Annotated in this window: 23 protein-coding genes; 20 read left to right on the top strand and 3 right to left on the bottom strand. The window is 60.0% G+C overall.

Annotated features, from left to right (window positions below):
* The 4 genes from DI396_RS13355 to DI396_RS13340 form a co-directional block, all read left to right on the top strand.
* Positions 1-924, top strand: a 924-nt coding sequence (locus DI396_RS13355; protein WP_162617227.1) for an AtuA-related protein, incomplete at its 5' end; no start/stop codon positions are given.
* Positions 925-935: 11 nt separating this feature from the next.
* Positions 936-2,405: an acetyl-CoA carboxylase biotin carboxylase subunit gene (locus DI396_RS13350; RefSeq protein ID WP_110796713.1), complete on the top strand. Its 1,470-nt coding sequence runs from the start codon at positions 936-938 to the stop codon at positions 2,403-2,405.
* Positions 2,405-2,908 (top strand): acyl-CoA carboxylase biotin carboxyl carrier protein subunit, encoded by a 504-nt coding sequence (locus tag DI396_RS13345; RefSeq protein ID WP_235851875.1) that lies wholly within the window; start codon positions 2,405-2,407, stop codon positions 2,906-2,908. Before DI396_RS13350 ends, DI396_RS13345 begins: the two co-directional genes overlap by 1 nt.
* A 2-nt stretch (positions 2,909-2,910) precedes the next feature.
* Positions 2,911-4,518 (top strand): acyl-CoA carboxylase subunit beta, encoded by a 1,608-nt coding sequence (locus DI396_RS13340; RefSeq protein WP_110796702.1) that lies wholly within the window; start codon positions 2,911-2,913, stop codon positions 4,516-4,518.
* A gap of 144 nt (positions 4,519-4,662) precedes the next feature.
* Here the strand turns inward: DI396_RS13340 and DI396_RS13335 are convergent, their stop codons facing one another.
* A complete protein-coding gene (locus DI396_RS13335; protein WP_110796701.1) occupies positions 4,663-5,274 on the bottom strand; it encodes an acyltransferase in 612 nt (203 codons plus the stop codon).
* A gap of 292 nt (positions 5,275-5,566) precedes the next feature.
* Here DI396_RS13335 and DI396_RS13330 point away from each other — a divergent pair, with 292 nt between their 5' ends.
* From DI396_RS13330 to DI396_RS13300, 7 genes are all read left to right on the top strand, one after another.
* Positions 5,567-6,751: a lipid-transfer protein gene (locus DI396_RS13330; protein ID WP_110796700.1), complete on the top strand. Its 1,185-nt coding sequence runs from the start codon at positions 5,567-5,569 to the stop codon at positions 6,749-6,751.
* Positions 6,752-6,775: 24 nt separating this feature from the next.
* A complete protein-coding gene (locus DI396_RS13325) occupies positions 6,776-7,606 on the top strand; it encodes an SDR family NAD(P)-dependent oxidoreductase (RefSeq protein WP_110796699.1) in 831 nt (276 codons plus the stop codon).
* Between the two features lie 175 nt (positions 7,607-7,781).
* Positions 7,782-8,411: a TetR/AcrR family transcriptional regulator gene (locus tag DI396_RS13320; protein WP_110796698.1), complete on the top strand. Its 630-nt coding sequence runs from the start codon at positions 7,782-7,784 to the stop codon at positions 8,409-8,411.
* Positions 8,412-8,414: 3 nt separating this feature from the next.
* Positions 8,415-10,013: an acyl-CoA carboxylase subunit beta gene (locus DI396_RS13315; protein ID WP_110796697.1), complete on the top strand. Its 1,599-nt coding sequence runs from the start codon at positions 8,415-8,417 to the stop codon at positions 10,011-10,013.
* A 10-nt stretch (positions 10,014-10,023) separates the two neighbouring features.
* A complete protein-coding gene (locus tag DI396_RS13310; RefSeq protein WP_027238557.1) occupies positions 10,024-10,818 on the top strand; it encodes a crotonase/enoyl-CoA hydratase family protein in 795 nt (264 codons plus the stop codon).
* Positions 10,815-12,818 carry an acetyl/propionyl/methylcrotonyl-CoA carboxylase subunit alpha gene (locus DI396_RS13305; protein ID WP_235851874.1) on the top strand — a complete coding sequence of 668 codons (2,004 nt, stop codon included), beginning with the start codon at positions 10,815-10,817 and terminating at the stop codon, positions 12,816-12,818. The genes DI396_RS13310 and DI396_RS13305 overlap by 4 nt, the downstream gene beginning before the upstream one ends.
* Positions 12,815-13,981 carry an acyl-CoA dehydrogenase family protein gene (locus DI396_RS13300; RefSeq protein WP_110796695.1) on the top strand — a complete coding sequence of 389 codons (1,167 nt, stop codon included), beginning with the start codon at positions 12,815-12,817 and terminating at the stop codon, positions 13,979-13,981. Before DI396_RS13305 ends, DI396_RS13300 begins: the two co-directional genes overlap by 4 nt.
* Positions 13,982-14,171: 190 nt before the next feature.
* On the opposite strand, the gene DI396_RS13295 is transcribed toward DI396_RS13300, so the two are convergent.
* On the bottom strand, positions 14,172-14,972 hold the full coding sequence (locus DI396_RS13295) for an IclR family transcriptional regulator (protein ID WP_051360497.1): 801 nt from the start codon (positions 14,970-14,972) through the stop codon (positions 14,172-14,174).
* 89 nt (positions 14,973-15,061) lie between these two features.
* Here DI396_RS13295 and DI396_RS13290 point away from each other — a divergent pair, with 89 nt between their 5' ends.
* Genes DI396_RS13290 through DI396_RS13265 form a run of 7 tightly spaced genes read left to right on the top strand, consistent with a single transcriptional unit; the run spans position 15,062 to position 21,980 of the window.
* A complete protein-coding gene (locus DI396_RS13290) occupies positions 15,062-16,228 on the top strand; it encodes an acyl-CoA dehydrogenase family protein (RefSeq protein ID WP_036783938.1) in 1,167 nt (388 codons plus the stop codon).
* 2 nt (positions 16,229-16,230) lie between these two features.
* On the top strand, positions 16,231-16,656 hold the full coding sequence (locus tag DI396_RS13285) for a PaaI family thioesterase (RefSeq protein WP_051360498.1): 426 nt from the start codon (positions 16,231-16,233) through the stop codon (positions 16,654-16,656).
* 12 nt (positions 16,657-16,668) lie between these two features.
* A complete protein-coding gene (locus tag DI396_RS16855; protein ID WP_268876851.1) occupies positions 16,669-16,800 on the top strand; it encodes a hypothetical protein in 132 nt (43 codons plus the stop codon).
* Positions 16,797-18,905 (top strand): acetate--CoA ligase family protein, encoded by a 2,109-nt coding sequence (locus DI396_RS13280; RefSeq protein WP_110796693.1) that lies wholly within the window; start codon positions 16,797-16,799, stop codon positions 18,903-18,905. The genes DI396_RS16855 and DI396_RS13280 overlap by 4 nt, the downstream gene beginning before the upstream one ends.
* A complete protein-coding gene (locus DI396_RS13275; protein ID WP_110796692.1) occupies positions 18,905-19,768 on the top strand; it encodes a MaoC/PaaZ C-terminal domain-containing protein in 864 nt (287 codons plus the stop codon). The genes DI396_RS13280 and DI396_RS13275 overlap by 1 nt, the downstream gene beginning before the upstream one ends.
* Entirely contained in the window at positions 19,765-20,526 is a 762-nt protein-coding gene (locus DI396_RS13270) for an enoyl-CoA hydratase/isomerase family protein (RefSeq protein ID WP_110796691.1), read from the top strand. The genes DI396_RS13275 and DI396_RS13270 overlap by 4 nt, the downstream gene beginning before the upstream one ends.
* On the top strand, positions 20,520-21,980 hold the full coding sequence (locus DI396_RS13265) for a hypothetical protein (RefSeq protein WP_110796690.1): 1,461 nt from the start codon (positions 20,520-20,522) through the stop codon (positions 21,978-21,980). The genes DI396_RS13270 and DI396_RS13265 overlap by 7 nt, the downstream gene beginning before the upstream one ends.
* A 122-nt stretch (positions 21,981-22,102) precedes the next feature.
* Here the strand turns inward: DI396_RS13265 and DI396_RS13260 are convergent, their stop codons facing one another.
* Positions 22,103-23,029 carry a LysR family transcriptional regulator gene (locus DI396_RS13260; protein ID WP_110796689.1) on the bottom strand — a complete coding sequence of 309 codons (927 nt, stop codon included), beginning with the start codon at positions 23,027-23,029 and terminating at the stop codon, positions 22,103-22,105.
* Positions 23,030-23,211: 182 nt separating this feature from the next.
* On the opposite strand from DI396_RS13260, the gene DI396_RS13255 reads away from it, so the two are divergent.
* Together DI396_RS13255 and DI396_RS13250 are read left to right on the top strand one after the other, a co-directional pair.
* The gene (locus DI396_RS13255; RefSeq protein WP_110796688.1) at positions 23,212-24,342 is read left to right on the top strand and encodes a TAXI family TRAP transporter solute-binding subunit; all 1,131 of its coding nucleotides are present in this window, start codon (positions 23,212-23,214) and stop codon (positions 24,340-24,342) included.
* A gap of 76 nt (positions 24,343-24,418) precedes the next feature.
* The gene (locus tag DI396_RS13250) at positions 24,419-26,371 is read left to right on the top strand and encodes a TRAP transporter permease (RefSeq protein ID WP_204362857.1); all 1,953 of its coding nucleotides are present in this window, start codon (positions 24,419-24,421) and stop codon (positions 26,369-26,371) included.
* The last annotated feature ends 11 nt before the right edge of the window (positions 26,372-26,382 follow it).

The following is a 26,382-nucleotide window of genomic DNA, read 5'->3' as shown; positions in this document are numbered from 1 at the left end:
CAGGTGCTGGTCAAAGGCGGCAAAGGCCTCGGGCGCACCGGCAGCTACAAGGTCTCGGCGACCCATGCCGATGGCTGGCGCGCGGTGACCACGCTGACGCTGGCGGCCATTGACGCACCGGCCAAGGCCGAGCGCGTGGCCGAGGCGATCCTGACCCGCTGCCGCCGGATTTTCCGCGACAAGAACCTTGGCGATTTCCGGCAGGTCAGCACCGAGGTTCTGGGGGCCGAGGCCGCTTATGGCGCCAACGCCCGCGCCCAAACGCGCGAAGTGGTGCTGAAGATCGGCGCCGCGCATGACGACCGGCGCGCGCTCAATATCTTTGCCGGAGAAATCGCGCCGATGGCCATTTCCACCGCGCAGGGCCTGACCGGGTTCTTTGCCGGACGGCCCAAGGTGCAACCGGTGGTGCGGCTCTTCTCCTTCCTGCAAGATAAATCCGCCACCCCCGTCGCGGTCGAGGTCGACGGCAAGGATGTGCCCGTCACCGTCGCGGCCAAGGCTGTCGCACTTGAGGCGCCCGCCGCGCCACAGGCAGAAAGCCGCGATGCTGGTCCTGACGCCGTGAATGTGCGGCTGGTCGATCTGGCCTGGGGCCGCTCGGGCGACAAGGGCGATATCGCCAATATCGGCATTCTGGCCCGCAAGCCGGAGTATCTGCCCTATATCCGATCCGCCCTGACGGAAGAGACGGTGAAAGACTATTTCGCTCATCTGTGCGACGGCGCGGTCGAACGCTTCGACCTACCCGGAAGTCATTCGCTGAACTTCCTGCTGCATGAATCGCTGGGCGGTGGCGGCATCGCCTCGGTCCGCATCGACCCGCAAGGCAAAGGCTTTGCACAAATGCTGCTCGATATCGAAATCCCCGTGCCCGCCAAAATGGCCGCGCGTGACGGGCTTCGCTCTGCCCAGAGCGCATGAAAGGAAAGAAAATGACGATTTCCAAAATTCTGGTCGCCAACAGGGGCGAGATCGCCGCGCGGGTTTTGCGCACCGCCAAGGCGCGCGGCCTTGCAACCGCCGTGTTGCGCCATGCCTCTGAACAAGAGGGGCCGGCCCATCTGATCGCCGACGAAGTTGTGACGATTGATGGTCCCACACCCGTGGCCGCCTATCTCGACATCCCGCAAGTCGTTGAGGCGGCAAAACGGATCGGCGCGGATGCGGTGCATCCCGGTTATGGCTTTTTGTCGGAAAATGCGGCCTTCGTCGCCGCATTGGAAGAGGCGGGCGTCACGTTTGTCGGCCCCACATCCGAGGTCATCGACCTGATGGGTGACAAAATCCGCGCTCGCGCCTTTGTCGAAGAGCGCGGCTTTCCGGTGGCCCCTTCGGCCATCGAAGATGACGATCCCGCGACGTTTGTCGAACGCGCCCGCGCGGTTGGCTACCCGCTGCTGATCAAGCCCTCGGCAGGCGGCGGCGGCAAGGGGATGCGCGTCGTGCGCGACGACAGTGCTCTGGAAGCCGAGATCGACACCGCGCGCCGCGAGGGCGAGCGTTATTTCGGCGACGGGCGACTTTTCGTCGAATGCTATATCGAACGCCCGCGCCACATCGAAGTGCAGGTGATGGGCGACGGGCAAGGCAATGTTGTGCATTTCTGGGAGCGCGAATGCTCGATCCAGCGCCGGTTCCAGAAGATCATCGAAGAGACGCCGTCTCCGGCATTGTCAGAGGCGCAACGTCTGGACATCTGCGAAACCGCCGCTGGAATCGCCCGCGCCGTCAACTATCGCGGGGCCGGCACGGTTGAATTCATTTATGCCCAAGACGGGTCGTTCTATTTCCTTGAGATGAACACCCGCCTTCAGGTCGAACATCCGGTGACCGAAATGGTGACGGGCTTTGATCTGGTGGCCGAACAGCTGCGCATCGCGGCGGGCGAGGGGTTGAGCGCGGCGCAGGCCGATATTCCGCAAAACGGTCATTCGATCGAATTGCGCATCTGTGCCGAAGACGCCACCGCCGATTTCCGCCCCGCGATCGGGGATATCTTGTTGCTGGACGAACCGCGCGGCGAAGGCGTGCGTGTTGACAGCGGCATTCTGGACGGCGGCAAGGTCACGACCGATTTCGACCCGATGCTGTCCAAATTGATCGTGCACGCCGAAGATCGGGCGCAGGCCATCGCCCGCGCGCGTGAAGCGGTGCAAAACTACGTTATCCTCGGGGTGACGACCAACACCGGTTATCTGGATGCGATCCTTGCCCATCCCGATTTCGCGTCTGGCGATGTCTCGACCGGATTTTTGGCGGAACAGGCCGATACGCTGACCGCGCCGGGCGAAGATCTCAGCGACCTGTTGATGGCGGCTGCGGCCCTGTCGGACGAACGGTTGGTGAGTGATGTGATGCAGATACCTGAAATGCACCGAAAAATGGGCGGGTGGAGAAACTGATGCAGCGGATATTCCAGATCGACGGCGAAGAGGCCGAATGCTGGCTGTCACACGACGGCAACAACATGAATTTGAACACGCCTGATGGCGTGATCCCCTGCCAGTTGGAGCCCACGGGGACACCGGGCGGCTATGTGCTGCGGATGCGGGGGCGCGCGCAAAACGTGCGGCTGGCCGTTGGGCCCGACGCAACCTTCGTGCATTTGAACGGCAAGACATATGCCGTCGGACGGGTCGATCCCGCCGAGCGTCTGGCCGGAAACGACAGCGGCGCGGCCGATGACCGTATCGTCGCGCCGATGCCCGGCGTGGTCGTGTCGGTGAACGCCAAACCCGGCGATCACGTCAAGGAAGGCCAGCCTTTGCTTGTCATTGAAAGCATGAAACTCGAAACCAGCCTGATCGCGCCACGCGACGGTGTGGTTGCTGAAATACCATTTGCCGCAGGTGACAGTTTTGGGCTTAAGGCCACGCTCGCCCAGTTGGCTCCCGAGGAGGAATAATCATGCGCCGGATCGAAAGCCAGATCGACACCAATGCCCCCGACTACAAGGCAAATTACGCGGCCATGTCCGAGCGGTTGAAAGAGTTTCACGCCCGCCAAGAGGCGGCGCGTTTTGAACGCCCGCAACGCGACATCGACCGCCTTGCCCGCCAGAACAAGCTGGGCGTGCGCGAACGTTTGAAACTGCTGCTGGACCCCGGCACGCCGTTTTTGGAATTTTCCACTCTGGCCGCCTGCCGCGAATATGACGGCGCGGTGCCCGGCGCCGCCGTGGTCACCGGCATCGGCATCGTGCAGGGCCGCGAAGTCGCCATCCACGCCAATGACGCCAGCGTCAAGGGCGGCGCATGGTATCCACATACCGTCAAAAAGATCGTACGGCTTTTGGATGTCGCGCTGGAAAATCACTTGCCGGTCATCCACATCTGCGACAGCGCCGGCGGCTTCTTGCCTCTGCAACACGGCGTCTTTCCCGACCGCTATCTCGGCGGGCGGGTGTTCCGCAATCAGGTCAAGCTGAGCCAGGCCAACATTCCGCAAATCGCGGTGGTCGGCGGCCATTGCACCGCTGGCGGCGCCTATGTGCCGACGCTGAGTGATTACAACATCATCATCGAAGGCACCGGTGCGATTTTCCTTGGTGGCCCGCCACTGGTGAAGGCCGCGACAGGCGAAGAAGTTGGCGTTCAGGAACTGGGCGGGGCGGTCATGCATACCTCGGTTTCGGGCACCGGCGATTACCGCGCCGCCACCGAGCAGCACGCCTTTTCACTGGCGCGCGAGATTGTCAGCCAATGGAAGCGCAAGCCGAAAACCATCATCGAAACCGCATCCTTTGAAGAGCCTTACTACGACCCCAAGGAACTCTACGGGATCATCCCCAAGGACCGCAAAACCCAATTCGACATGCGCGAAGTTCTGGCCCGGATCGTCGATGGCTCGCGCTTCCACGAATATCAGCCCGATTATGGCACCACGATGATTTGTGGCTATGCCCATATCTGGGGCTACAAGGTCGGGATTTTGGCCAACAACGGGGTGCTGTTCAACGACAGCTCGCTCAAGGCGGCGCATTTCATCCAATTGTGCAACCAGAACCGCACGCCTTTGGTCTTCTTGCAAAACATCACCGGCTACATGGTGGGCCGCGAATACGAAGAGCGTGGCATCGCCAAGGATGGCGCAAAAATGCTGATGGCGCAGGGTGGCTCGGTCGTGCCGAAGTTCACCGTGATCGCCAATGCCTCTTATGGGGCGGGCAATTATGGCATGTGCGGACGGGCGTGGGATGCGAGGACGTTGTTCATGTGGCCGCAGGCCGAAATCGGCGTGATGGGCGCGGATCAGGCCGCCAATACCATGGCCGACGTCAAGATCCGGCAGCTCGAACGCGAAGGCAAGGAATTGACCGAAGAAGAAATCGCCGCAATCCGCGATCCGGTCCTGGAGAAATTCCGCCAGGACGTGGAAGCCTATACCTCGACTTCGGAGTTGTGGGATGACGGCATTCTCGACCCGGCTGATACGCGCAATGCGCTTGGTATGTCGATCTCTGCTTCGTTGAACGCCCCGATCGAAGATCCGCACTACGGTATTTTCCGGCTTTAATGGGTTAAGATCCGGCGCGCCGCTTTGGCGCCCGGATCGACCCGCGGGTCTTCAGTGCCAGTGCCCGCCCCCTTAAGGGTGCGATGCCTCCGGCGCGGCCCCTCGGAATTTCGGGCCGCTCCAGATACATCTTTATGCGCGGCGTCAGGTGTCCTGCTGCCGCGCTTCTTGTATCGACACCACGTCAGAGGGCGCCACCTCGGGCCGGCCCGCCTCAACTTCGTTCAGCGGCTCGACGGGTTTCAATCTGGCCAGACAATCGCGCGCCAACTGCTGATACTCGGCTGTTCCGCGGGTCTTCCACGCGACTTCCTTTTCGCTAACCTCGCGGATGATCTTTGCCGGTGACCCGACCACCATCGAACGCGGCGGGATAACCGTTTCGCCCCGTATGAAGGCCTGCGCGCCGACGATCGATTCCGCGCCAAGATTAACGCCATCCATGATAACGGCATTCATACCCACAAGCGCATTTCGACCCACGGTGCAGCCATGTAGAATCGCGCCGTGACCGATATGACCATCGACTTTCACCACCGCATCACGCCCCGGAAAGGAATGCATGATGCAATTGTCCTGAACATTGGCGCCGTCGCCAATCACGATCTTGCCGAAATCGCCCCGCAAGCTTGCCCCGGGTCCGATATAGCATCCTTTGCCAAGGATGACGTTTCCGATCAACACGGCCTGAGGGTGAACAAATGTTCCTTCGGGCACCACAGGAACGAACCCTTTGAATTCATAGCAGTATGCCATTTTTCAATTCCTTTCTTAGGCTGGCGCCTTCGGTGTCAAAACCACGCGTCCGACGTCCGCCAACGTCTTGCCGAGACATCCTCAGATCCGGAAACCTGATCTGCAACATGCGCGGACCTTTTAAAGCTGGCGGCGCAAGCACCCAAGCACACGCCAAGAAATCCGGCAAGCACCCCACGTCACAGCGCGTCCTTGTTGACAGTTCTGGGCGCCGGGATATAAAATCTAACAAATGGTAGAAAATGGAATGGTGCTCAATTCAAGTGGACCGGACCACTATAGGGAGAGAGAAATGTCAAATAAAGCCTATGTCACCGGCGTCGGGATGGTCCCATTCCAAAAGCCCGGAAAATCCGAAAGCTATGATGTCATGGCAACCACGGCCACCAAATCCGCCCTTGCGGATGCAGGCCTTGATTACGACAAGGTTCAACAGGCCTATGTCGGCTACGTCTATGGCGATAGCACCTGTGGCCAACGCGCCCTGTATCATGTCGGCATGAGCGGCATTCCGATTGTGAATGTGAACAACAACTGCTCGACTGGATCGTCTGCCCTGTTCCTCGCACGTCAGGCCGTTGAAAGCGGCGCGGTTGAATGCGCATTGGCGCTCGGTTTCGAGCAAATGCAACCCGGCGCAATCGGTGCGATGTTCAACGACCGGGTCAGCCCGTTTGCATCATTCGACGAAGAAACCGATGATCTGGTTGGCAATTCGGAAATCCCCTTGGCGCTTCGCTATTTCGGCGGTGCGGGCAAGGCGCATATGGACGAATTCGGCACGCCGATGGAAACTTTCGCGAAGATCCGCGCCAAGGCCAGCCGCCACGCAGCCAAAAACCCGGTTGCTCTGTTCCGGCAGGAAGTGACAGCCGATGACGTTATGGCAACGCCCGTCATGTGGCCCGGTGTCATGACCCGTTTGATGGCCTGCCCGCCGACATGTGGCGCGGCCGCAGCAATCATCTGCTCCAAGGAATTTGCAGACAAGCACGGTCTCGACAGCTCGGTTCGGATCACGGCTCAGGCCATGACAACGGACGGACCGGAAACCTTCAACGCGCACGACATGCGCGAGGTTGTCGGCTTCTCGATGGCCAAAAACGCCGCCGACCAAGTTTATGAGGCTGCGGGCATCGGACCGGATGATGTGGACGTGGTCGAACTGCACGACTGTTTTGCCCATAACGAACTGATCACCTATGAGGCGCTTGGCCTTTGTGCGCGCGGTGATGCGGCGAAATTCGTTGACGATGGCGACAACACCTATGGCGGTAAATACGTGACCAACCCGTCGGGCGGTCTGTTGTCCAAGGGGCACCCGCTTGGGGCGACCGGTCTTGCGCAATGCACCGAGCTGGTTCAGCAGCTGCGCGGGCAGGCCGATGCACGTCAAGTCGACGGCGCGCGATTGGCGCTCCAGCACAATCTCGGCCTCGGCGGAGCCTGTGTCACCACGCTTTATGAAAAAGTCTGATAGCGCCATTCGGAAGGAAAGAATATGACTGATAAACTCAACGGGCGCGTTGCGCTGGTTTCCGGTTCCGGCCGGGGCATCGGACGCGAAATTGCACTCAAATTGGCCTCGGAAGGGGCCCGTTTGGTGATCAACGATCTGGATCCCGATCCGGCCAATGAAACCGCCGAGGCCATCCGCGCCGCAGGCGGCGAGGCTGTGGTTTGCGCCGGTAGCGTGACCGAAGACGGCTTTGCCGAACGCTTCATCAAAACCGGCGTCGACAGCTTTGGCGGGTTGGACATCATCGTGAACAACGCCGGCTACACATGGGACAGCGTCGTTCAAAAGATGACCGACGAGCAATGGCAGGCAATCATTGACGTGCACCTGACAGCGCCCTTCAAAATCATGCGCGCCGCTCAGTCGGTGATCAGCGCCAAGGCCAAGGAAGAAGCCGCCGCCGGACAAGAAGTGTTCCGCAAGGTGGTGAATATCTCGTCCATCGCGGGCACCGGCGGCAACGCGGGTCAGATCAACTATTCCGCCGCCAAGGCCGGCATTCTGGGGGTCACCAAGACGATGGCCAAGGAATGGGGCCGCTACAAGGTCAACGTGAATGCCGTGGCTTTCGGCCCGATTCGCACCCGTCTGACCGAAGGCAGCGCCGACGGCGACAGCACGATCAAGGTCGAGGAAAAAGAGATCAAAGTTGGCGTGAACCCCGAGCTTCTGACCCAAATGGAGCGCATGATTCCTCTGGGCCGGGTCGGCACACCGGAAGAGGCCGCAGGCGCGGTTTATCTGTTCTGTGCACCGGAATCGAACTTCATCTCGGGTCAACACATCATCTGCGGTGGTGGCTTCGTCATCTGATCCGCGCGACTTTTATCGCGCACTCCGACCTTGGTCGGCGATACACATCCGGGCAGCCATAACAGGTTGCCCGGATTTCTTTTTGGCAAAGCTCATCTCAACAGGTTTGGGCGATTGACTCGCCTCTGCTGTCAAGCTAACAGGTGTTAGGTAGGGAAGCGCCGGAAGAGACTCCATGGCAGATGGCACAGTGAGCAAGGTTAAAGACGCACCGCGCAATCCCGTCGGGCGAGAAGGCGTTTTGGACGTCGCGGCGCGGCTTTTTCGCGAACAAGGCTACGGCTCCGTATCGCTGCGAAAAATTGCTGATGCGGCGGGGATCAAGGCGGGCAGCATATACTACCATTTCGGTTCCAAGGACGAAATCGTAGTGGCCATTTTGGATGTCGGCATTCAGGTCGTTCACGAGAAAATGCGCCAAGCTGTTTCGGCGCTGCCCGAAGGCACCGACGCGGAAACGATCTTGCGGGCTGCAATCGGGACGCATCTGCGCGCGCTTCTTGACGTGAGCGATTATACCTCGGCCAATGTGCGTATTTTCGGGCAGGTGCCACAATCCGTCCGGGACGCCAACCTCCCCACACGCCGCGCTTATGAGGCTGAATGGGATGCCTTACTGTCCCGACTTCAAGAGCGCGGCGCGCTTAAACCCGATGTCGACATTCGCCGCCTGCGCCTGATGTTGATTGGCGCACTTAATGCAACGCTCGACTGGTTTGACCCGGACCGGGGCAGTGCCGAGGCACTGTCGCGCACCTATGCCGATGTGTTTCTCAACGGGATACTAGAAAGACAGGATAGCTGATACATGGCACGACTTGAAACGGCGGTGATGACCGCATCCGAAACCTATACCCGCAACCACGCGGCGCAAAGCGAACGCGTCGAGACATTGCGCGCACGGATTGCCGATGTCGCATCGGGCGGACGCCCTGACATGGTTGAGCGGCACCGCAAACGCGGCAAGCTTCTTGTGCGCGAACGGATCGACCTTTTGGTAGATCCGGGCACCGCATTTATGGAGCTGTCATCGCTGGCCGCCTATGGCCAATATGGCGGCGAGGTTCCCGGGTCGGGGATCGTGACCGGCATCGGCATCGTGCATGGTCTGCCCTGCGTGGTGATCGCCAATGATGCGACGGTCAAGGGCGGCTCTTTTTATCACGAGACGGTGCAAAAACACATCCGCGCGCAAGAGATTGCGGCGGAAAACCGGTTGCCCTGCCTGTATCTGGTGGATTGCGGCGGTGCCTTTTTGCCCGAACAGGATCGGGTTTTTCCCGACGCCCGCCATTTCGGCAATTCCTTTTATCGTCAAACCAATATGTCGGCCAGCGGCTTGCCGCAGATCTCCGCCGTTTTCGGCGGCTGCACAGCGGGCGGGGCCTATATTCCCGCGCTGTCGGACGAGGTCATCATGGTGCGCGGCAATGCGCGGATCCATCTGGGCGGGCCGTCGATCGTCAAGGTGGCGATCAACGAAGAGGTTGATGGCGAAACGTTGGGCGGGGCCGAAATGCACACGCGCGTCTCCGGCGTGTCCGACCATCTGGCCGAGGACGAGCATCACGCGCTGGCTTTGATGCGCGACATCGTGGCCGAATTGGGCCAATCGCGCCCGATGCAGCCCGACGCCGCCCCCGAAGCGCCCGCACATGATCCCGAAGAGCTGCTTGGCGTGATCAGCGCCGACCGCAAGGAACCCTATGACATGCGTGAGGTTCTGCTGCGCATGATCGACGCGGGCGAGTTCCGCGAGTTCAAGCCCGGCTGGGGTGAAACGCTGGTCTGTGGCACGGCGCGCATCCACGGCTTCCGCGTCGGCATCCTTGCCAATAACGGCGCGCTTTTGTCCGACAGCGCCCTCAAGGGCGCGCAATTCGTCTCGATGTGCGATCAACGCAACATCCCGCTTTTGTTCCTGCACAATATTTCCGGCTTCATGGTCGGAACCGAGGCCGAACGCGGCGGCATCGCCAAAGACAGCGCCAAATTGGTCTATGCCATGTCAGTGGCCAAAGTGCCGCGCCTGTCGGTGCTTTTGGGCGGCTCTTACGGGGCCGGCAATTACGGCATGTGCGGACGCGGCTTTGCGCCGAATTTCCTCTTTGCATGGCCGACGGCAGAGCTGGCCACCATGTCCGCCGACATTGCCAGCAACGTGATGTTGGAACTGCGCCGCCAAAAGGGCGGCGATGAAGACAAAATGCAAGCCGACATGGAGCAGATCGAGGCGCAGGTCCGCGCCCAATATGGCGAACAGTCCGATCCCTATTACGCCACTTCGCGGCTTTGGGATGACGGGTTGATCGAACCGGGTCAGACCCGCGATATTCTTGGCCTATGTCTGGCCATTGTTTCTTCGGTGCCCGAGGCAGGGCGCCACACGCCCGTCTTCAGAATGTGAGGCCAATACCATGACAACCACTTACGAAACCATCCTGCTTGAAACCGACGCGCGCGGCGTCGCCACCGTAACCTTGAACCGGCCGGACAAACACAATGCCTTGAACGGCACGCTGATTGCCGAGCTATACGACGTGGCCGAAAAGCTGGCTGCGGATGATGCCGTGCGCATCGTGATTTTGACCGGTAACGGCAAAAGCTTCTGCGCCGGTGGGGATTTCAACTGGTTCTCCTCCAACATCGACAAAACCCGCGCCGAGCGGGTCGACCAAAGCGCCACGCTGGCGCATTTGCTGCGCCGGCTTGATACCCTGCCCAAGCCGCTGATCGGGCGGATCAACGGCCCGGCCTATGGCGGCGGCGTCGGCATGATTTCGGTCTGCGATTACACCATCGGGGCCGAGGGATCGCGCTTTGGCCTGACCGAGGTAAAACTGGGCCTCTTGCCCGCGAATATCTCGCCCTATGTCGTGGCCCGCATCGGCAAGGTGCATTCGCGCGAAACCATGCTGTCGGGGGCGTTGTTCGACAGCACGCGCGCCGAACGGATCGGTTTGCTGACCGAAGTCGTAAAAGCCGATGATCTGGACGCAGCCGTTGAGCGTGTCGTGCATGATCACCTGCAAGCCGCGCCGGGCGCTGTCGCCGACACCAAGGCGTTGATCGCCTATGTCGCGGCGCACGATTTGGAAACCAACATGATCTACACCGCCGACCGTCTGGCCGACGCTTGGGAAACCGAAGAAGGCATCGAAGGCATTGGCAGCTTCCTCAACAAAAGCATCCCGTCATGGCGCGTGAAATGAATTTTACCCGTATCCTGATCGCCAACCGGGGCGAAATCGCACTGCGCATCCAACGCGGGTGTCGCAAATTGGGGCTGGAAACGGTCGCGGTCTTTTCCGAGGCCGACCGCGACGCGCCCTTTGTGGCCGAAGCCGATCACGCCGTCTGCATCGGCGGGGCCGCACCAGCGGAGAGCTATCTGAACGTCGAGGCCATTTTGGAGGCCGCCCGCGCGACAGGCGCAGGCGCGGTGCATCCCGGCTATGGCTTCTTGTCCGAAAACGCCGGTTTTGCCGCTGCGATCGAGGCGGCGGGGCTTGTCTTCATCGGGCCGGACGCGGACGCGATTGCCATGATGGGATCGAAGATCGAGGCCAAGGCCGCCGCCGAAGAAGCCGGCGTGCCCGTGCTGCCCGGCTATCGCGGTGCGGATCAGTCCGACGCGCGCTTGCTGGACGAGGCGCAGGCGCTTGGCGTGCCGCTTCTGGTCAAGGCCAGCGCGGGCGGCGGCGGGCGCGGCATGCGCCTTGTCACCGATCTGGCCGAGGCACCCGAGGCCATCACCTCGGCGCGGGCCGAGGCCAAAGGCGCCTTTGGCGATGCGGCGGTGTTCCTTGAACGCTATGCACCGCGCGCGCGCCATGTTGAGGTGCAGGTTCTGGGCGACAGCCACGGCAATGCGCTGCATCTGGGCGATCGCGACTGTTCGCTTCAACGCAACCATCAAAAGTTGATCGAAGAGGCCCCGGCCGCCGACCTGCCCGACGCGGTGCGCGATGACATGCGTGCAGCGGCGGTGCGATTGGCGCAATCCATTGGCTATCGCTCGGCAGGAACGGTGGAATACCTTTATGATCCGGCGCGCGGGGAATACTATTTTCTCGAAATGAACACCCGCCTGCAGGTGGAACACCCCGTGACCGAGGCCATCACCGGCATCGATCTGGTCGAATGGCAATTGCGTATCGCACGGGGCGAGGCCCTGACGCTGGCGCAATCGGATGTGCAGTTTAACGGCCACGCCATCGAAGTGCGCATCGCCGCCGAAAACCCCGCCGAAAATTTCCGCCCCGAAACCGGCGAGATCACCCTTTGGGCCCCGCCCGCTGGCGTGCGGCTCGATAGCGGCGTCGCGGCAGGGTCAATCGTCGGCCACCATTACGATTCGATGTTGGCCAAATTGATCATCCATGCGCCGGACAGGGCAGGGGCAATCCGTCAGGCCATTACCGCGATTGATGCCTTTGCGGTGGGCGGCGTCGGGCTGAACCTGTCTTATCAGCGGGCGCTGTTGAACCATCCTGATTTTCAGGCCTTCCGGCATCATACCTCGGGCCTTGCCGAATTGTTCCCCGATGGATGGGCCGAACCCGCGCCCGAAGCCGAAGACGCCGGCCTCGCGGCCATGGCGCTGCATCTGCATTTGACGCCGGCGGGCGCATCGCCTTGGGAAAGCCTTGGATCTTGGCGGCTCACAGCCCCTGCGGGACGGCCCGGCGCGGCGTCCTATTGGACCACATCCGAGGATGATCCGATCCGCGTGACCGAAGCCGGAGCGGGGCTGACGGCCACATTGCCAGACGGACAGAGCACCACAACCGAGGCCGGTGCCTTGACCGGTGACCGTTTGAGTGGGCGCATCGACGGCGTTCCCTTTTCGCGCGTGGCCCATATCGAGCGCAGTGGCAATTGTTGGCGGGTGCATTTACAAACGTCTGGCGGTATGCGCGTGACAGACCTGCGCGTTCTGGAAGATCAGCACCTTGCCCGCGCCAGCGGCGGATCGGGCGGCGCCGACCTATTGACGGCGCCGATGCCCGGCGCCGTGGCCGAAGTGCGTGTCGCGCCCGGCGACCGCGTTGCCGCCGGTGATACGCTGGTGGTCCTTGAGGCGATGAAGCTCTTGCAAAGCCTGCCCGCGCCGATTGCGGGCGTGGTGACCGAAATTTATTGCGCGCCAGGCGATACCGTCGCCGGGCACGCCCCACTTGTCAAACTCGACCCGGAGGAAGAAACATGACCAAACAAGACACGATCACTGCGGCCAACGGCCCGTTCAACGAAGACCTCGACATGATCCGCGACCAGCTGCGCCGGTTCATCGCCACCGAAGTGACGGCCAAGGCCGACGCATGGGAAGAAACCGGCATGGTGCCCCGCGACGTGCTGCGCCAGATGGGCGATTTGGGCGTTTTGGGCATGCGCTATGACGAAAAATATGGCGGCGCAGGATTGAACGTGATGTCCAGCGTGGTTCTGGCCGAAGAGGTCGGGCGCTCCACCTTTGGCGGTTTCGCGGCCACGGTTTTGGTGCATACCGACATGGCCTCGCCACATCTTGAAAACGCCGGAACGCCGGAACAAAAAGCCCGCTGGATGCCCTCGATCGTCTCGGGCGAAAAGATCGCCGCCGTTGCGGTGACCGAACCGGGCGCCGGATCGGACGTGGCCGGTATGCGCACCCGCGCGGTGCAGGATGGATCGGATTGGGTGCTGAACGGCACCAAGATGTTCATCACCAACGGCGTGCATGGCGACATCTATTTCGTCGGGGCCAAAACCGACCCCGATGCCAAAGGATCGCGCGGGATCACCATGTTCGCGGTGGAAAAGGGCACGCCGGGTTTCTCGGTTGGGCGCGCGTTGAACAAGACCGGCTGGCTGTGCTCGGACACCGCCGAGCTGATCTTTGAAGATGTCCGCGTTCCTGCCGAAAACGTGCTGGGTGAGGTCAACAAAGGCTTCTACTCGGTGATGAAAAACTTCCAGAACGAACGCATCGTTCTGGGCGCGATGGCCTGCGCTGAATCGCAAATCGCCCTCGACATGACGGTGGATTACGTCAAGCAACGCAAAGCCTTTGGCGGCGTGCTTTGGGACAAACAGGCGATCCGTCAGCGGTTGGCCGATTGCCAGACCCGCATCGCCGCAGGTCGTCAGTTGGTTTATCAGGCCGCCGGTCTGGACGCTGCGGGCCGCGATTGCGTGAAAGAAGTTTCGATGGTCAAAGCCTATTGCGGCGAGCTGGTGAACTCTGTGCTTTATGATTGTGTGCAGTTCCACGGCGGCATGGGCTATATGCGCGAAACCCCCGTTGAACGCATGTCGCGCGACGCCCGCGTGCAAGCGATCGGCGGCGGTGCCTCGGAGGTGATGCTCGAAGAAGTCGCCAAGCGCATGTGACCAGACCCGGCAGAGGGCTGGTGTGAGACGTTCCAGTGATGGGAGACATCTTGCGCCCGCCCTCGCCAAGGCTGATCGAAGAGGGGGTCGGTCCTCATTGGACAGCTCCGTCACCGCAGGGTGCGCCTAAGGCGCGCCGTGCCACATCATGCCACATGCCGAAGGTGCCCTTTCGGACAGGCCTTTGTCGCTAATCCGCTGACGTAGATTTTTGCGCGCCCTTGGCGGATCGACAAAACACACCGCGTTCGATCTGTTGTCCTGCCTCGGCCAAAGCCGCCGCCACGCGTTTCAGGCTATCATCATCATGCTGGCCGGCGATGCTGATGCTGCTCATGCCGATCTGCGGCACACCGCCGGCATCGCGAGCCAGCGCCGCCACGACATCAAGCCCCCTGAACAATTGGCCGCGATCCTGCGCCGTCCCGGTTTCGCGCGCGGCGACCACATCGCGCCAGTAATTATCGAAACCCGGTTCGTCCTGCCAACGTACAGTTGCGTAACCCTCTTGTGTGGCGGCCTTATCAAGTCCCACCGCCGCCGCATAACAACGCCCGATCGCTCCCGCAAATACCGGCAGGCGACTGTTGCGCGCGATAGCCGCCTGCACGATATTGGGCGCCGTAAAACGGTCAATCAACACAACGCGTTGGTTTGACGTGATCTGCCAAAGGCCAATCACCACCTCATATTCCTGCGCAAGGGCCGTCATCGTTGGCCGGATAAGATCAAACGGATTCGCGCCCAAAAGCGGCGCGGCGAATTCCATAAGCCCCATCCCCACTGTGTAGGTTTTGGTGTCAGGATCAAAACCGAGAAGGCCTTCGTTGTGCAAGGTGCGTAAAATGTTAAAGGCCGAAGACACATTCAAACCGGTTTCGCGCGCAATCTGCGTCGCCCCCATCGGACGGCCCGCCGCAGCCAGAAGCCGCAGGATGCGTATGGCATTTTGCACCGCAGGCACAAGTTTCTGACTCGCTTCGATCGTCACAATATTCCCCTGATAGAATTGCATTTACTATACAGAATATTCCTGATACCTCAAGTGACATCTGACGTAGGTTTGAGGAGACAACCAGAATGGCAACAGGTGTGGACAGTGACGTTTTCGAGCAGCTTGTGACAACCGTCGACCGCTTCGCCCGTGAACGTCTGATCCCGGCGGAACGCCGCGTTGAAGACGAAGACGATATTCCCGAAGAAATCGTCGCCGAGATGAAGGAAATGGGCCTCTTCGGCCTGTCCACCCCCGAAGACTTCGGTGGCATCGGCATCAATGTTCCGCAAGAAGCACGGCTGATCGAAACGCTATGCTATGCCTCGCTGACCTTTCGCTCTTTGATTGGCACCAATGTTGGCATCGGCTCGCAAGGGATCGTGATGGACGGCACCCTTGAGCAGAAACAACAATGGCTGCCGGGTGTTGCGAGCGGCGATATCATCGCATCTTTTGCTCTGACGGAACCTGATAACGGCTCGGATGCAGGCGGCATTCGCACCTCGGCCCGCCGTGACGGGTCGGATTTTATCATCAACGGGACCAAGCGATATATCACCAACGCGGTGCGGGCCGGAGTCTTTACCGTCTTTGCGCGCACCGATCCCGATACGCCCGGCGCAGAGGGTGTTTCGGCCTTCATCGTTCCGGCGGACACCCCCGGCATCACCGTCGCCACACCGGACCGCAAGTTGGGTCAGCGCGGGACCAAAACTTCGGATGTGATTTTCGAAGACGTTCGTGTGCCAGAAACCGCAATCCTTGGCGGCCCCGAACGATTGAATCTGGGGTTCCGGACCGCGATGAAGGTGCTGGACCGCGGACGCATTCATGTTGGCGCCATGGCCGTTGGCCAAAGCCAGCGCATGTTGGACATCGCCACCGACTATGCATTGGAGCGCAAGCAGTTCGGCAAACCGATTGGTGAACACCAATTGGTACAGGGCCTCTTGGCCGATTGTCAGGCGGACCTCCATGCGGCCCGTGCATTGGTGCGCGCCACGGCAGAAACCTTTGACCGCGATGGGAAGGCCATTCTTGAGGCCTCCTGCACCAAATATTTTTGCACCGAGGCGGCGGGCCGTATCGCAGACCGCGCGTTGCAGGTGCACGGCGGCGCCGGATATATGGCCGAATATGATATCGAACGGCTGTACCGCGATATCCGGTTGCTGCGAATTTACGAAGGGACGAGTCAGATCCAACAGCTTGTCATCGCGCGCCGCACCTTGGCGCAAAGGGCGGGTTGATCATGGCGCGCCCAACGACACGCAGCCTCGAAGACATGCCGGCACCTTCGAATTTCTCAAATCTTCTGGGCATCGAGGTTGTGCGCTGCACCCCCGAGGAAGTGATCTGCCACATGACGGTCACGCCCGAAATGTCGAATCGCAACGGCGTCTTGCATGGTGGGGCATTGATGACGCTATCCGATACGGCGGCGGGCACATTGGCCTTTATCAACAGCGCGGCCGAATTTTCAAACACCACCGTCGAGGCCAAGACAAATTTCATGCGCCCGGTGCACGTCGGCGATACGCTGGTCGCGCATAGCGTTCCGTTGCATGTCGGGCGCACGACGCTGGTGCTGCAGGTCACGATGACACGTGGCGACGGTAAAGTCGCTGGCGTGACCTCTCAGACGCATTTGCTTCTGGGGTGGAAGGACGAAAAATAAGGGGGAGACAACATGACCACATCTGACATGACCGAACTGGGACCGCAGGCCGCCTATGAGGCCCATCTGGCGCTGTGTCATGGCAATGGCGGCACACTCTCGAGCCAATGCACCGCCATTTTGGGATCGGAGGCCACACTATGACCAGTCTTCCACATATTGATAATTTGATTGCGCCTCGCTCCGTTGCCGTGATCGGTGCCTCGGATGATGTCACACGCATTGGCGGACGACCGATCGCCGCGATGCTCAAGGCGGGCTATGAGGGCCGTATTCTGCCCGTCAATCCGAAACGCGACACTGTGCAGGGCCTGCGCTGCTATAGCAGCGTAGACGATTTGCCCGAAGTGCCCGATGCGGCGCTGATCGCGGTGCCCGCCAAACTGGTGGCCGAAACGATTGAGGCGCTTGGGCGCAAAGGTTGCACCGCAGCCACGCTGTTTTCCGCCGGCTTTGCCGAGGTCGGCGCCGAAGGCGAAGCCGCACAGCGTGAACTTGTCGAACTTGCCCGCGAACACGGTATGCGCCTTCTGGGTCCGAACACGCTGGGGGTCTATAATGTAGATATCGGGTATTACGGGACATTTTCTTCGTCTCTGGATACGGGCCACCCGTTTCCCGGCAACATCGGAATCGCCAGCCAGTCTGGTGCGTTTGGGGCGCATCTCGGGGCGCTGGCGCGGGATCGGGGGCTGGGCTGTTCGATATTGATCACCACCGGCAACGAAGCCGATATCACCGTCGCCGAAGCTATTCGGTGGATGGCCGAAAGCGACACCACCGATGTGATCTGCGCCTATATGGAAGCGATCAATGATGCGCCCGCTCTGTTGGCGGCGCTCGATGCCGCACGCGCGGCAGGCAAACCTGTGCTCGCGTTGAAATCCGGACGTTCGGCCGTAGGCGCACGCGCCGCCGCATCGCATACCGCATCGTTGACAGGTGATGCCGTGGTGGCAGATGCTGTTCTCTCCGATCACGGTGCGATTATCCTGCGCGATCCCGAAACGATGATGGATATTGCCTATGCGGCCTCCAAGAAGGTTTTCCCGGCGCACCATTCTTTGGGCGTCATCACCGTCAGTGGCGGCGCGGGTATCGTCGCCAGCGACGAGGCAGAACGCGTTGGCCTTCCGATGCCCCCCATGCCCGACGCCGCGCAGGCCAAGTTGAAGGCTCTGCTGCCTTATGCCTCGCCGGTCAATCCGCTGGACTGCACGGCGCAGGCGCTGAACGATCCTTCGCTTCTGGAAAGTTTCACACAGGCCGCTCTGGAAGAGGGTGGATATGGTGCAGTGCTGTGTTTCCTGACCTATGTCGCCGGCAGTGATGCAATGTCCGAAGTGATCCTCAAGGCGATGGTGCCGCTGCGCCGCGCCTATCCCGATCGCATCATCGCCTTTTGTGCCTTGGGCGATCCCGAAATTCTGCGCCAATACGATGACGCGGGCATCCTGATTTTCAATGACCCGTGTCGCGCGGTGCGCGCGCTTGATGCAATATTGAGGCTCGGCGGCGCGCGGGACAAAGATGCCCGACCTGCGCTGCCATCGCATGGACCGGTGATCTTGCCCGCAACAAGCCCCGACGAAGCCCAAGCCAAAACACTCCTCACCACCGCCGGCATTTGCGCCGCCCCCGAACAGGCCGTCAGCAGCGCCGAAGAGGCGGTGACAGCCGCCGCCGCCTTTGGATATCCGGTGGTGATGAAAATCCTGTCGCCGGAGATTGTGCATAAATCCGATATCGGCGCTGTCAAATTGGACATTCAGGATGCAGATGCCGTGCGCACCGCCTATGGTGACATTTTGGCAGCGACGGCCAAACACGCGCCAGAGGCAACAGTCACCGGAGTGCTTGTGGCCAAGCAACTGTCGGGCGGTGTGGAATGTCTGATGGGGATTAACCGTGACCCAACCTTTGGGCCCGTGGGCGTATTCGGGCTTGGCGGTATTTTTGTCGAACTGCTGAATGATGTGGCTGTACGGGCTTGCCCGTTTGATCCCGAAACCGCCCGCGACATGATCTTGTCGATCCGCAGCGCCGCCATTCTGCAAGGGGCGCGCGGGACAGCGCCGGCAGATATTGATGCGCTGTCACATATGCTATCGCGCCTGTCGGTCTTTGCCGCCGGGGCGGGAGAGCGTCTTGCCTCCGTCGATCTCAATCCGGTTCTGGCCATGCCAAGCGGGCAGGGCGCCTATGCTCTGGATGCGGTTATTGAACTGACCCCTCACGAGGACCCTTGATGGCCATTGACTATGATCATCTGATGCATGTCGAGATCCCGGACGTGCGGCAAACCTACGGGCCGGCGGAAGTGGGGCTTTATGGTCTTTCTGTCGGCCTCGGACAGGATCCGGTGGACCTACGCCAGATGTCATATGTCGGTGCGCTTGCACATGATCAACCTGCGATACCCGCCATCGTCAACATATTGGGCCATCCGGGATTTTGGATGAGCAAGCCGGAAACGGACGTCAACGCGCTTAAGCCTATGCATGGCGAAGAGGGCATGACGATCCACAACCGCATTCACGCCAAAGGTGCCGTGGCGGCCAAGACCCGCGTGACGGGCCTTATCGACAAAGGCGCCGGAAAAGGTGCCTTGCTCTATTCCGAAAAAGACCTGCACGACGCCGACACCGGTGTGCATCTGGCCACGTGCCGGGGGACCACATTTTTGCGTGGGGAGGGTGGGTTTGGCGGCCCCAGCGGGCCGTTAAAAACCCCACATCTTCTCCCTGAAATTGCGCCGGATCATGTTTTTGAAACACTCACGCGACCAGAGCAAGCCTTGCTCTTTCATTGGAACGGTGATCCCAATCCGCTGCATCTTGACCCGCGCGCCGTGCATGAGGCAGGCTTCGAACGACCCATTTTGCACGGTCGATGCAGCTTTGGATGCGCCGCCCATGCGCTGCTTGCGGTTTTATGCGACTATGATGACACGGCATTTGGGTCAATGGATGCACGGTTCACCGCGCATGTATTCCTCGGCGAAACGCTGCGGACCGAAATTTGGCAAGACGGATCATTCCGCACGCGCGCCATTGAGCGTGATAAGATCGTCATCGGCAATGAGTTGTTCCGGCACAGGAGTGCAAAATGAGCGTCACAACAGAGCATCACGACGATGGCCTTTTGATCATCACACTCAATGACCCCGAGCGCCGCAATCCCATCGGGCATGAACGACGCAAAGCGCTACGGGCCCGGCTGTCGGAGGCCGAGGCAGACCCCACCGTGCGCGCCGTCGTATTAACCGGCGCGGGCGGGCATTTTTCCGCCGGCGGGGATGTGCGCGAGCAAAAAGACCGCAGCATCTGCGAACATCGTGAACGGTTCGCCCTGATCAAGGATTTGGTCGGTCGGATGGCCCGGTTTTCAAAACCACTTGTTGCAGGGGTCGAAGGATGGGCCGCAGGGGGCGGTTTTTCACTGGCACTGGCGTGCCCGACGGTGGTCGCCTCGCGGAATGCCCGATTTGTCGCCAGTTTTACCAAGGTCGGGCTGATGCCTGATATGGGGTTATTTGCCACCCTTCCGGCGCGGGTCGGTCCCGCACGCGCGCGGCGATTGTTGCTTACCGGCCGTGTGATCGATGCCCCCGAAGCGTTGACATTGGGCGTGGTCGATGAATTGACCGACCCCGGCGACGCCGCGCGCTTGGCCGGGGTGCTGGCGCTTGAGGAAGCCAAAACGGCGCCGATGCCGCGTCAATTTATTGTGGACTGGTTTGCCCGTGATCTCGGTGCGGCGCTTGATTATGAGCAAACGCTTCAGCCCGCTTTGGTGAACAGCGCCGATGCCGCCGAAGGTCGGGCTGCCTTTGCCGAAAAGAGGCCACCCAGATTTCGCGGATGTTGACCAAGGAGCGCACCAATGCACCCGCACCCTCCCATCCGGTTTTACAGACCGGCAGGATGGTGCTGCTGCGGGGGCTGTTGGCCTTCGTCATGCTGGTGGCGGTTGTGCTTATCTTTGCCGATTCAAAGGGGCTGACATTGGCCGGAATGGCGGCTTTGGGGCTGTACCTGATTTTGACCCTGCGCCAGTTCAGTGCTGGCACCTGGGTGCCGGTCCTGCTGTCTCTTTTGACCCTGATCGTTGCATTGTTTCGCGGAGTGCCTGCTGCTGTTCTGTGGCAAGCCTCCGACCGCATGCTTTTCCTATCGGCCTTGATCGCGTTTCTGGGCACATTGCGGTCGTCCGCCGCATTGGCACCCGAAGTGCATCGCGCCGGTCAATATGTGACAAATCAACCGGCCTCACGCCGGTATCTGGCAATGACCTTTGGCGGGCATCTTTTTGGTGTGCTGATCAATTTCGGCGGGCTTGCGGTGCTACTGGATATGGCCAAACGCGCGATATCCACCGAAGCCGCCGCACAAATGACCCAAGAGGCCCGGAACCTGCGTGAAAAACGCATGACCTTGGCGGTGATCCGGGGGTTTTCGCTGATTGCACTCTGGTCGCCTTTCGGGTTTGCCACCAATGCCATCCTGATCACCTTGCCCGGTATTTCCTATTTCGATTTCGGGCCGATCGGGTTTGCGATGTCTTTCGTATTCATTGCCGTCGGCTGGAGCATGGATCGATGGGAGGGGCGGCGGTATCGGCGCATGGGCCTTCCGCCGCCAAGCCCCCCGCCCAGAAGTTGGGCCGGAGCGGCATTGCTGTTGTGCCATGTGGGGGCTTTGGGGGCGGCGGTGTTTATCGTGCATGACCTCAGCCTCCTCAATTTTCAACAAGCCCTGATCCTTGTGGTGCCCTGTTATTCAATCTTTTGGGCCGCCATAGCGACACGGCGCGCGCCGGGCGGACCAGTCGCCGGTATCAAGACCGCCACCCGCACAAGCTGGCAACGGCTGTCCGGGATCGGCGGTGAAATCGGGGTCTTCGCATCGGCCGGATTTTTACCTGTTGTCTTATTGGCGTTGATCCCGTCCGAAGCATTACGCGATGCCATTGCCGCACTTGGGTTTGGGCCACTCATATTGGCGTTGGGATTGCTGCTGATGATGGTGGTGATCGGGCTTCTTGGGGTGAACCCGATTGTGGTGGCCTCGGTTCTGGGAGCCATCGCCACACAGTTGGAGGTTCCGGGACTCAACGACACGATTATTGCCTTAGCAATCAGCGGGGGATGGGCGGCTGTGATGGGGTTTTCGCCTTTCATAACCACCGTCATCATCGGGGCGGCCATAATGGGGCGCTCACCCGCACGTCTTGGCCTGTTCTGGAACGGGCCTTACTGTATGGCGATCCTGGCGGTATGGGCCGTGCTGCTGACCGCGCTGATACAAACGGGCCTGATCTAAAGACATTTAGCGGTGCACATGGATCCGCAAAGTCAACGCCCGCACCATCCGCCGGATGTGAAAATCATATCTGTGTGAAATGTCCAAACCACATTTCAGGTCATGATCGGATGGCACAGCCGTCACAGGGTGACGCCCGGCCATTGTCCCGATGCAACCATCTTATGCACTTCAGCGATCAGGAAATCGGCAAAGCTGCTGGTCAAACGCGAACCGGGGCGGTTCAACGGCGTCATCAAAACCAATGTGCGGTCGATGCTGCGCCTCTCGATCGGACGTGCAATCAACCGTCCTGCACGCACCTGATTGATCACGCTGACCAGAGGCAGGATCGTGCTGCCCAAACCTCGCTCCACAAAGGCGAGCATGGTTGGCAATATGTCAACTTCCAGGATCACGTTCAGGTCGATCTGTGCGTCGCTGGCGATGTTTTCGATACATCCGCGCAACCCGTGTTCGCGATTGGGCAAAATCAGATCCTGCTTCAATGCCTCACCGGAACGGATTGGAACGCCATCATCCGCCGATGCGTGTTGAGCAGATTGAACCAAGAAAAGCTTTTCTATAATAATAGGTTGCGATGTAATTGCAGGGGGTCTTTGCCCCTCATACGCCACCCCGAGATCAATCTTGTCGCGCACAAGCCAGTCCTGCACATGGCCGCTAAAGCCGGAAATGACCCGCAGGTTCACATCCGGATAGACGTGCAATGCCTGTTCAATCAAATGCGTCGCCAAAATTTCCGCGACGGTCGGGGGCAGGCCAAGCGTCACCGTGCCCGAAAGGGGCGTAAGGTTGCCCGAAATTTCGCCCGCTAAATCCTCGACATCTTCCAAAATAACCTTGGCCCGGCGCGCCAATCTGATGCCTTCTTCTGTCGGCATCACCCCACGGCCGTGGCGCCGCAACAGCTGCACATTCAATTCTGTCTCTAACGATTTGACCTGTCGGCTGAGCACAGGTTGCGCAATGTTCAAACGCTCTGCGGCGGCGGTGATGCTGCTCAGCTCAACCACATGGATAAAATTACGAAGTTGGCGAAAGTCCATTCATACCTCATTGGTATAGCTGATATATCTATAATACACTTGCAACATGGCTTCCATATCATGCACTGTTTACTTCAAGGAACGTCTTTGTCCGGTGTCTTGGTGTTTTCATATACACCACAGCGCCGCCGCCGGTGGAGGATCGGCGGTTCGAGAGGCTTCCATTTGACAGGGAGAGCTACATGAAAACCAGAACGCATATTGCAGCTGCCGTTAGCGGCTTGATGACACTATCGGCCTTTTCGGCCTCGGCGCAGGACCTGCCGGATACCATGATCTGGACGTCCTATGACGTTGGGTCGGCCGGTTACGCCGAAGCCTCGGCCATCGCAGACGCCTTTGGCAAGAAATTCGGCACCCGCGTGCGGATTCAACCCTCCGGCAGCGGGATCGGACGGCTTCAGCCCTTGCTTCAGGGGCGCGCCGATTACGCATTTCTCGCCACCGAAGCTTTCTTCCTTTCTGAAGGCGCCTATGACTTTGCAACGCCTGACTGGGGACCAAAAGAGCTGCGTGCCATTGCCGGGCGTCCGGCAGGCCTCACTTTGGTTGCGGCGGCGGACGCCGGAATTGAAACCGTGGCCGATGCACGCGGAAAACGCATTGCCTTTGTCGCCGGGAACCCCTCTGTGAACGTGAAATGTGAGGCGATCCTTGCCTTTGGCGGGCTGACGCTTGACGATGTCGAGGTGGTGACCTTCCCGACATATGCAGCCGCGATGTCGTCCATGACACGCAACGAGTCGGACGCAACCTGCACGACTCCGACCACCAGCCAGCTCTATGAACTGGCCGAAAGCCCGCGTGGCATTCATTACGCCCCGCTTGAAGCGGACAATGCGGAAGGTTGGAAACAGCTTTTGGAGGTTCTGCCGATCATGAGCCCCTCTAACGAGGATGTCGCCGCCGGTCTCGCCGAAGGCGAAGTCGCCAAAATGGGTGCCTATCGTTATCCGATCATCACCACGACCGTGGATAAATCGGCAGATGATGTTTATGCCTTTATCAAGGCTCTGGATGAAACCTACGATCTTTACAAAGATGGCACCGCCGCCATGAAACGGTGGGCGCTCGAAAGATCCGGCAAACCGGCCATCGACGTGCCCTTCCACGAAGGCGCCATCCGCTACCTGAAAGAAAAAGGGATCTGGACCGCCGAAGATGATGCCTGGAATGCAAAGCGTACCGAACGGATGGATGCGCTGATTGCCGCCTGGGCCGAATTCAAACCTCAGAATGCAGACATGTCCGAGGAAGAATTCGCCGCCGCTTGGATGGCCCGGCGCGCAGAGGTCGCTGCCAGCCTGAACTGAGCCGCGCGTTTTTGCTTCCCCCGGTGCGCTTGATCTGCCGCCGGGGGAATAAACATTGCCAGGTCGGGATTAAACAATGGTATCCGAAGACAAGAACGAGGCTCCGACCGCAGCACATGCGGCGGAGGTCAGTGCCGATGCACCGACCGGACAGCGCATGATGCGCGTGGCGGTCATGGGGCTTGGCGCCCTTGGCGTCGCTATGGCGATCAACCAACAGTTTCTTTTGAATATCCTCGGGTTTCAGCCCTTGGGAAACGCCTATCTGTATTACCTGATCGGGATTTTTCTGGCGATTGCCTTTCTCACCATGCCCGTCAGCAGGTTGCATCCGCAGCGGCTTCAATGGCTGAACCCGGTTCTCGCAATTGCCGCATTGGTCAGTGCCGGATGGCTTGGGCGGCATGGGCTCGATATCATCCAACGCGGATGGGAATATGACGCCCCGCTGATGGCCGATGTGATGGCCTCAATCCTGATCATTCTGGTCCTTGAGGGCGTGCGCCGTGCAGGCGGTCCCATCCTTTTGTTCACCGCAATTCTATTTGGCACCTATCCGCTTTACGCCGGCTACATGCCGGGTTTTTTGTGGGGCACAGAATATTCGTTGATCGGGACAATACGGGCCCATGTGCTTGGGGTTGAATCCATCATTGGCATCCCGATGCAAGTGGTGGCCGAATTGGTCATTGGCTTTGTCATCTTCGGCTCGGTCTTGGTCATCACCAAGGGCAGCGATTTTTTCATGGAACTGGCGTCGGCCCTTCTTGGGCACAGCCGCGGCGGCCCCGCCAAAGTCGCGGTCATGGGGTCCGGCATTTTGGGATCTTTGTCAGGCAGCGTCATATCGAACATTCTGACATCGGGGCCATTTTCCATCCCGACAATGCGCCGCGTGGGTTACCCCGCCAGCTATGCCGCCGCGATTGAGGCCTGTGCCTCCACGGGGGCGACGCTGATGCCACCCGTTATGGGGACTGTGGCGTTTGTCATGGCCTCGTTTTTGGGGGTGCAATATTCGACAATTGTGATTGCGGCGGTCATTCCGGCCTTGCTGTTTTATGTGGCTTTGCTTTTGCAAGTCGACATGTATGCCGCCCGGCGTGGTCTCAAAGGCCTGCCTCGCACCGAAATTCCCGCCATTTGGCCGGTGCTGAAATCCGGCTGGCCCTACCTGTTGAGCCTCGCGGTATTGATCTTTGTCCTGATGGGCCTGCGGATGGAGGCCCGTTCGCCTTACTACGCCTCGCTTGTCATGTTGATCGCCACCTCGTTCAAAAAAGAAACCCGGCTATCGCTTCGCCGTGCGAAAGACCTGCTTCTGGATGTTTCTAAGAACATTGCGAGCCTTGTTGCGGTTCTGGCGGGGATCGGTCTTGTGGTCGGGGGGCTTTCCTACACCGGTGTGGCGGGCGCCTTCGCACGAGAATTGCTTCTCTATGCCGGAGGCAACACCGCATTGATGCTGATTGCCGGGGCTGTGACCAGCTTTGTTCTTGGCATGGGGATGACCGTAACCGCCTGCTATATCTTCCTGTCCATCTTGCTTGCCCCCGCATTGGTTCAAGCAGGCCTGAACCCGATCGCCAGTCACCTTTTCATTCTATATTGGGGCATGCTGTCCTACATCACCCCACCTGTTGCGCTCGCAGCGATCACAGCGGCCAATCTGGCCGGATCGCGCCCGATGCAAACCGGGTTCCACGCCATGCGCCTTGGAATGCCGCTGTTCGTGCTGCCGTTTATTTTCGTCTATGATCCGGCGTTGATCATGGATGGCACGTGGCCGCAGATCATCGAACGCATATCCCTGACATTGATCGCGATCTGGGCAGTCACTTCGGCGTTCGAAAGCTGGATCTACAAGGTCGGCAGGATCGGCACGGTCAGTCGCATTGCCTTTGGCGCCGGTGGTATTCTGATCATCTTCCCCGAACTGGCGACCAGCCTCATTGGCGGCACGATCCTCACCGCCGTGATCGTGGTCAATTTGGGGATTGGACGCCGTAACAGCGCCACCGGAACCTAAGTCAGGAGATC

The sequence above is a fragment of the Litorivita pollutaquae genome (genome assembly GCF_003205515.1).
GTDB lineage: Bacteria > Pseudomonadota > Alphaproteobacteria > Rhodobacterales > Rhodobacteraceae > Litorivita > Litorivita pollutaquae.
This window is presented reverse-complemented; position numbering and strand designations above follow the sequence as displayed.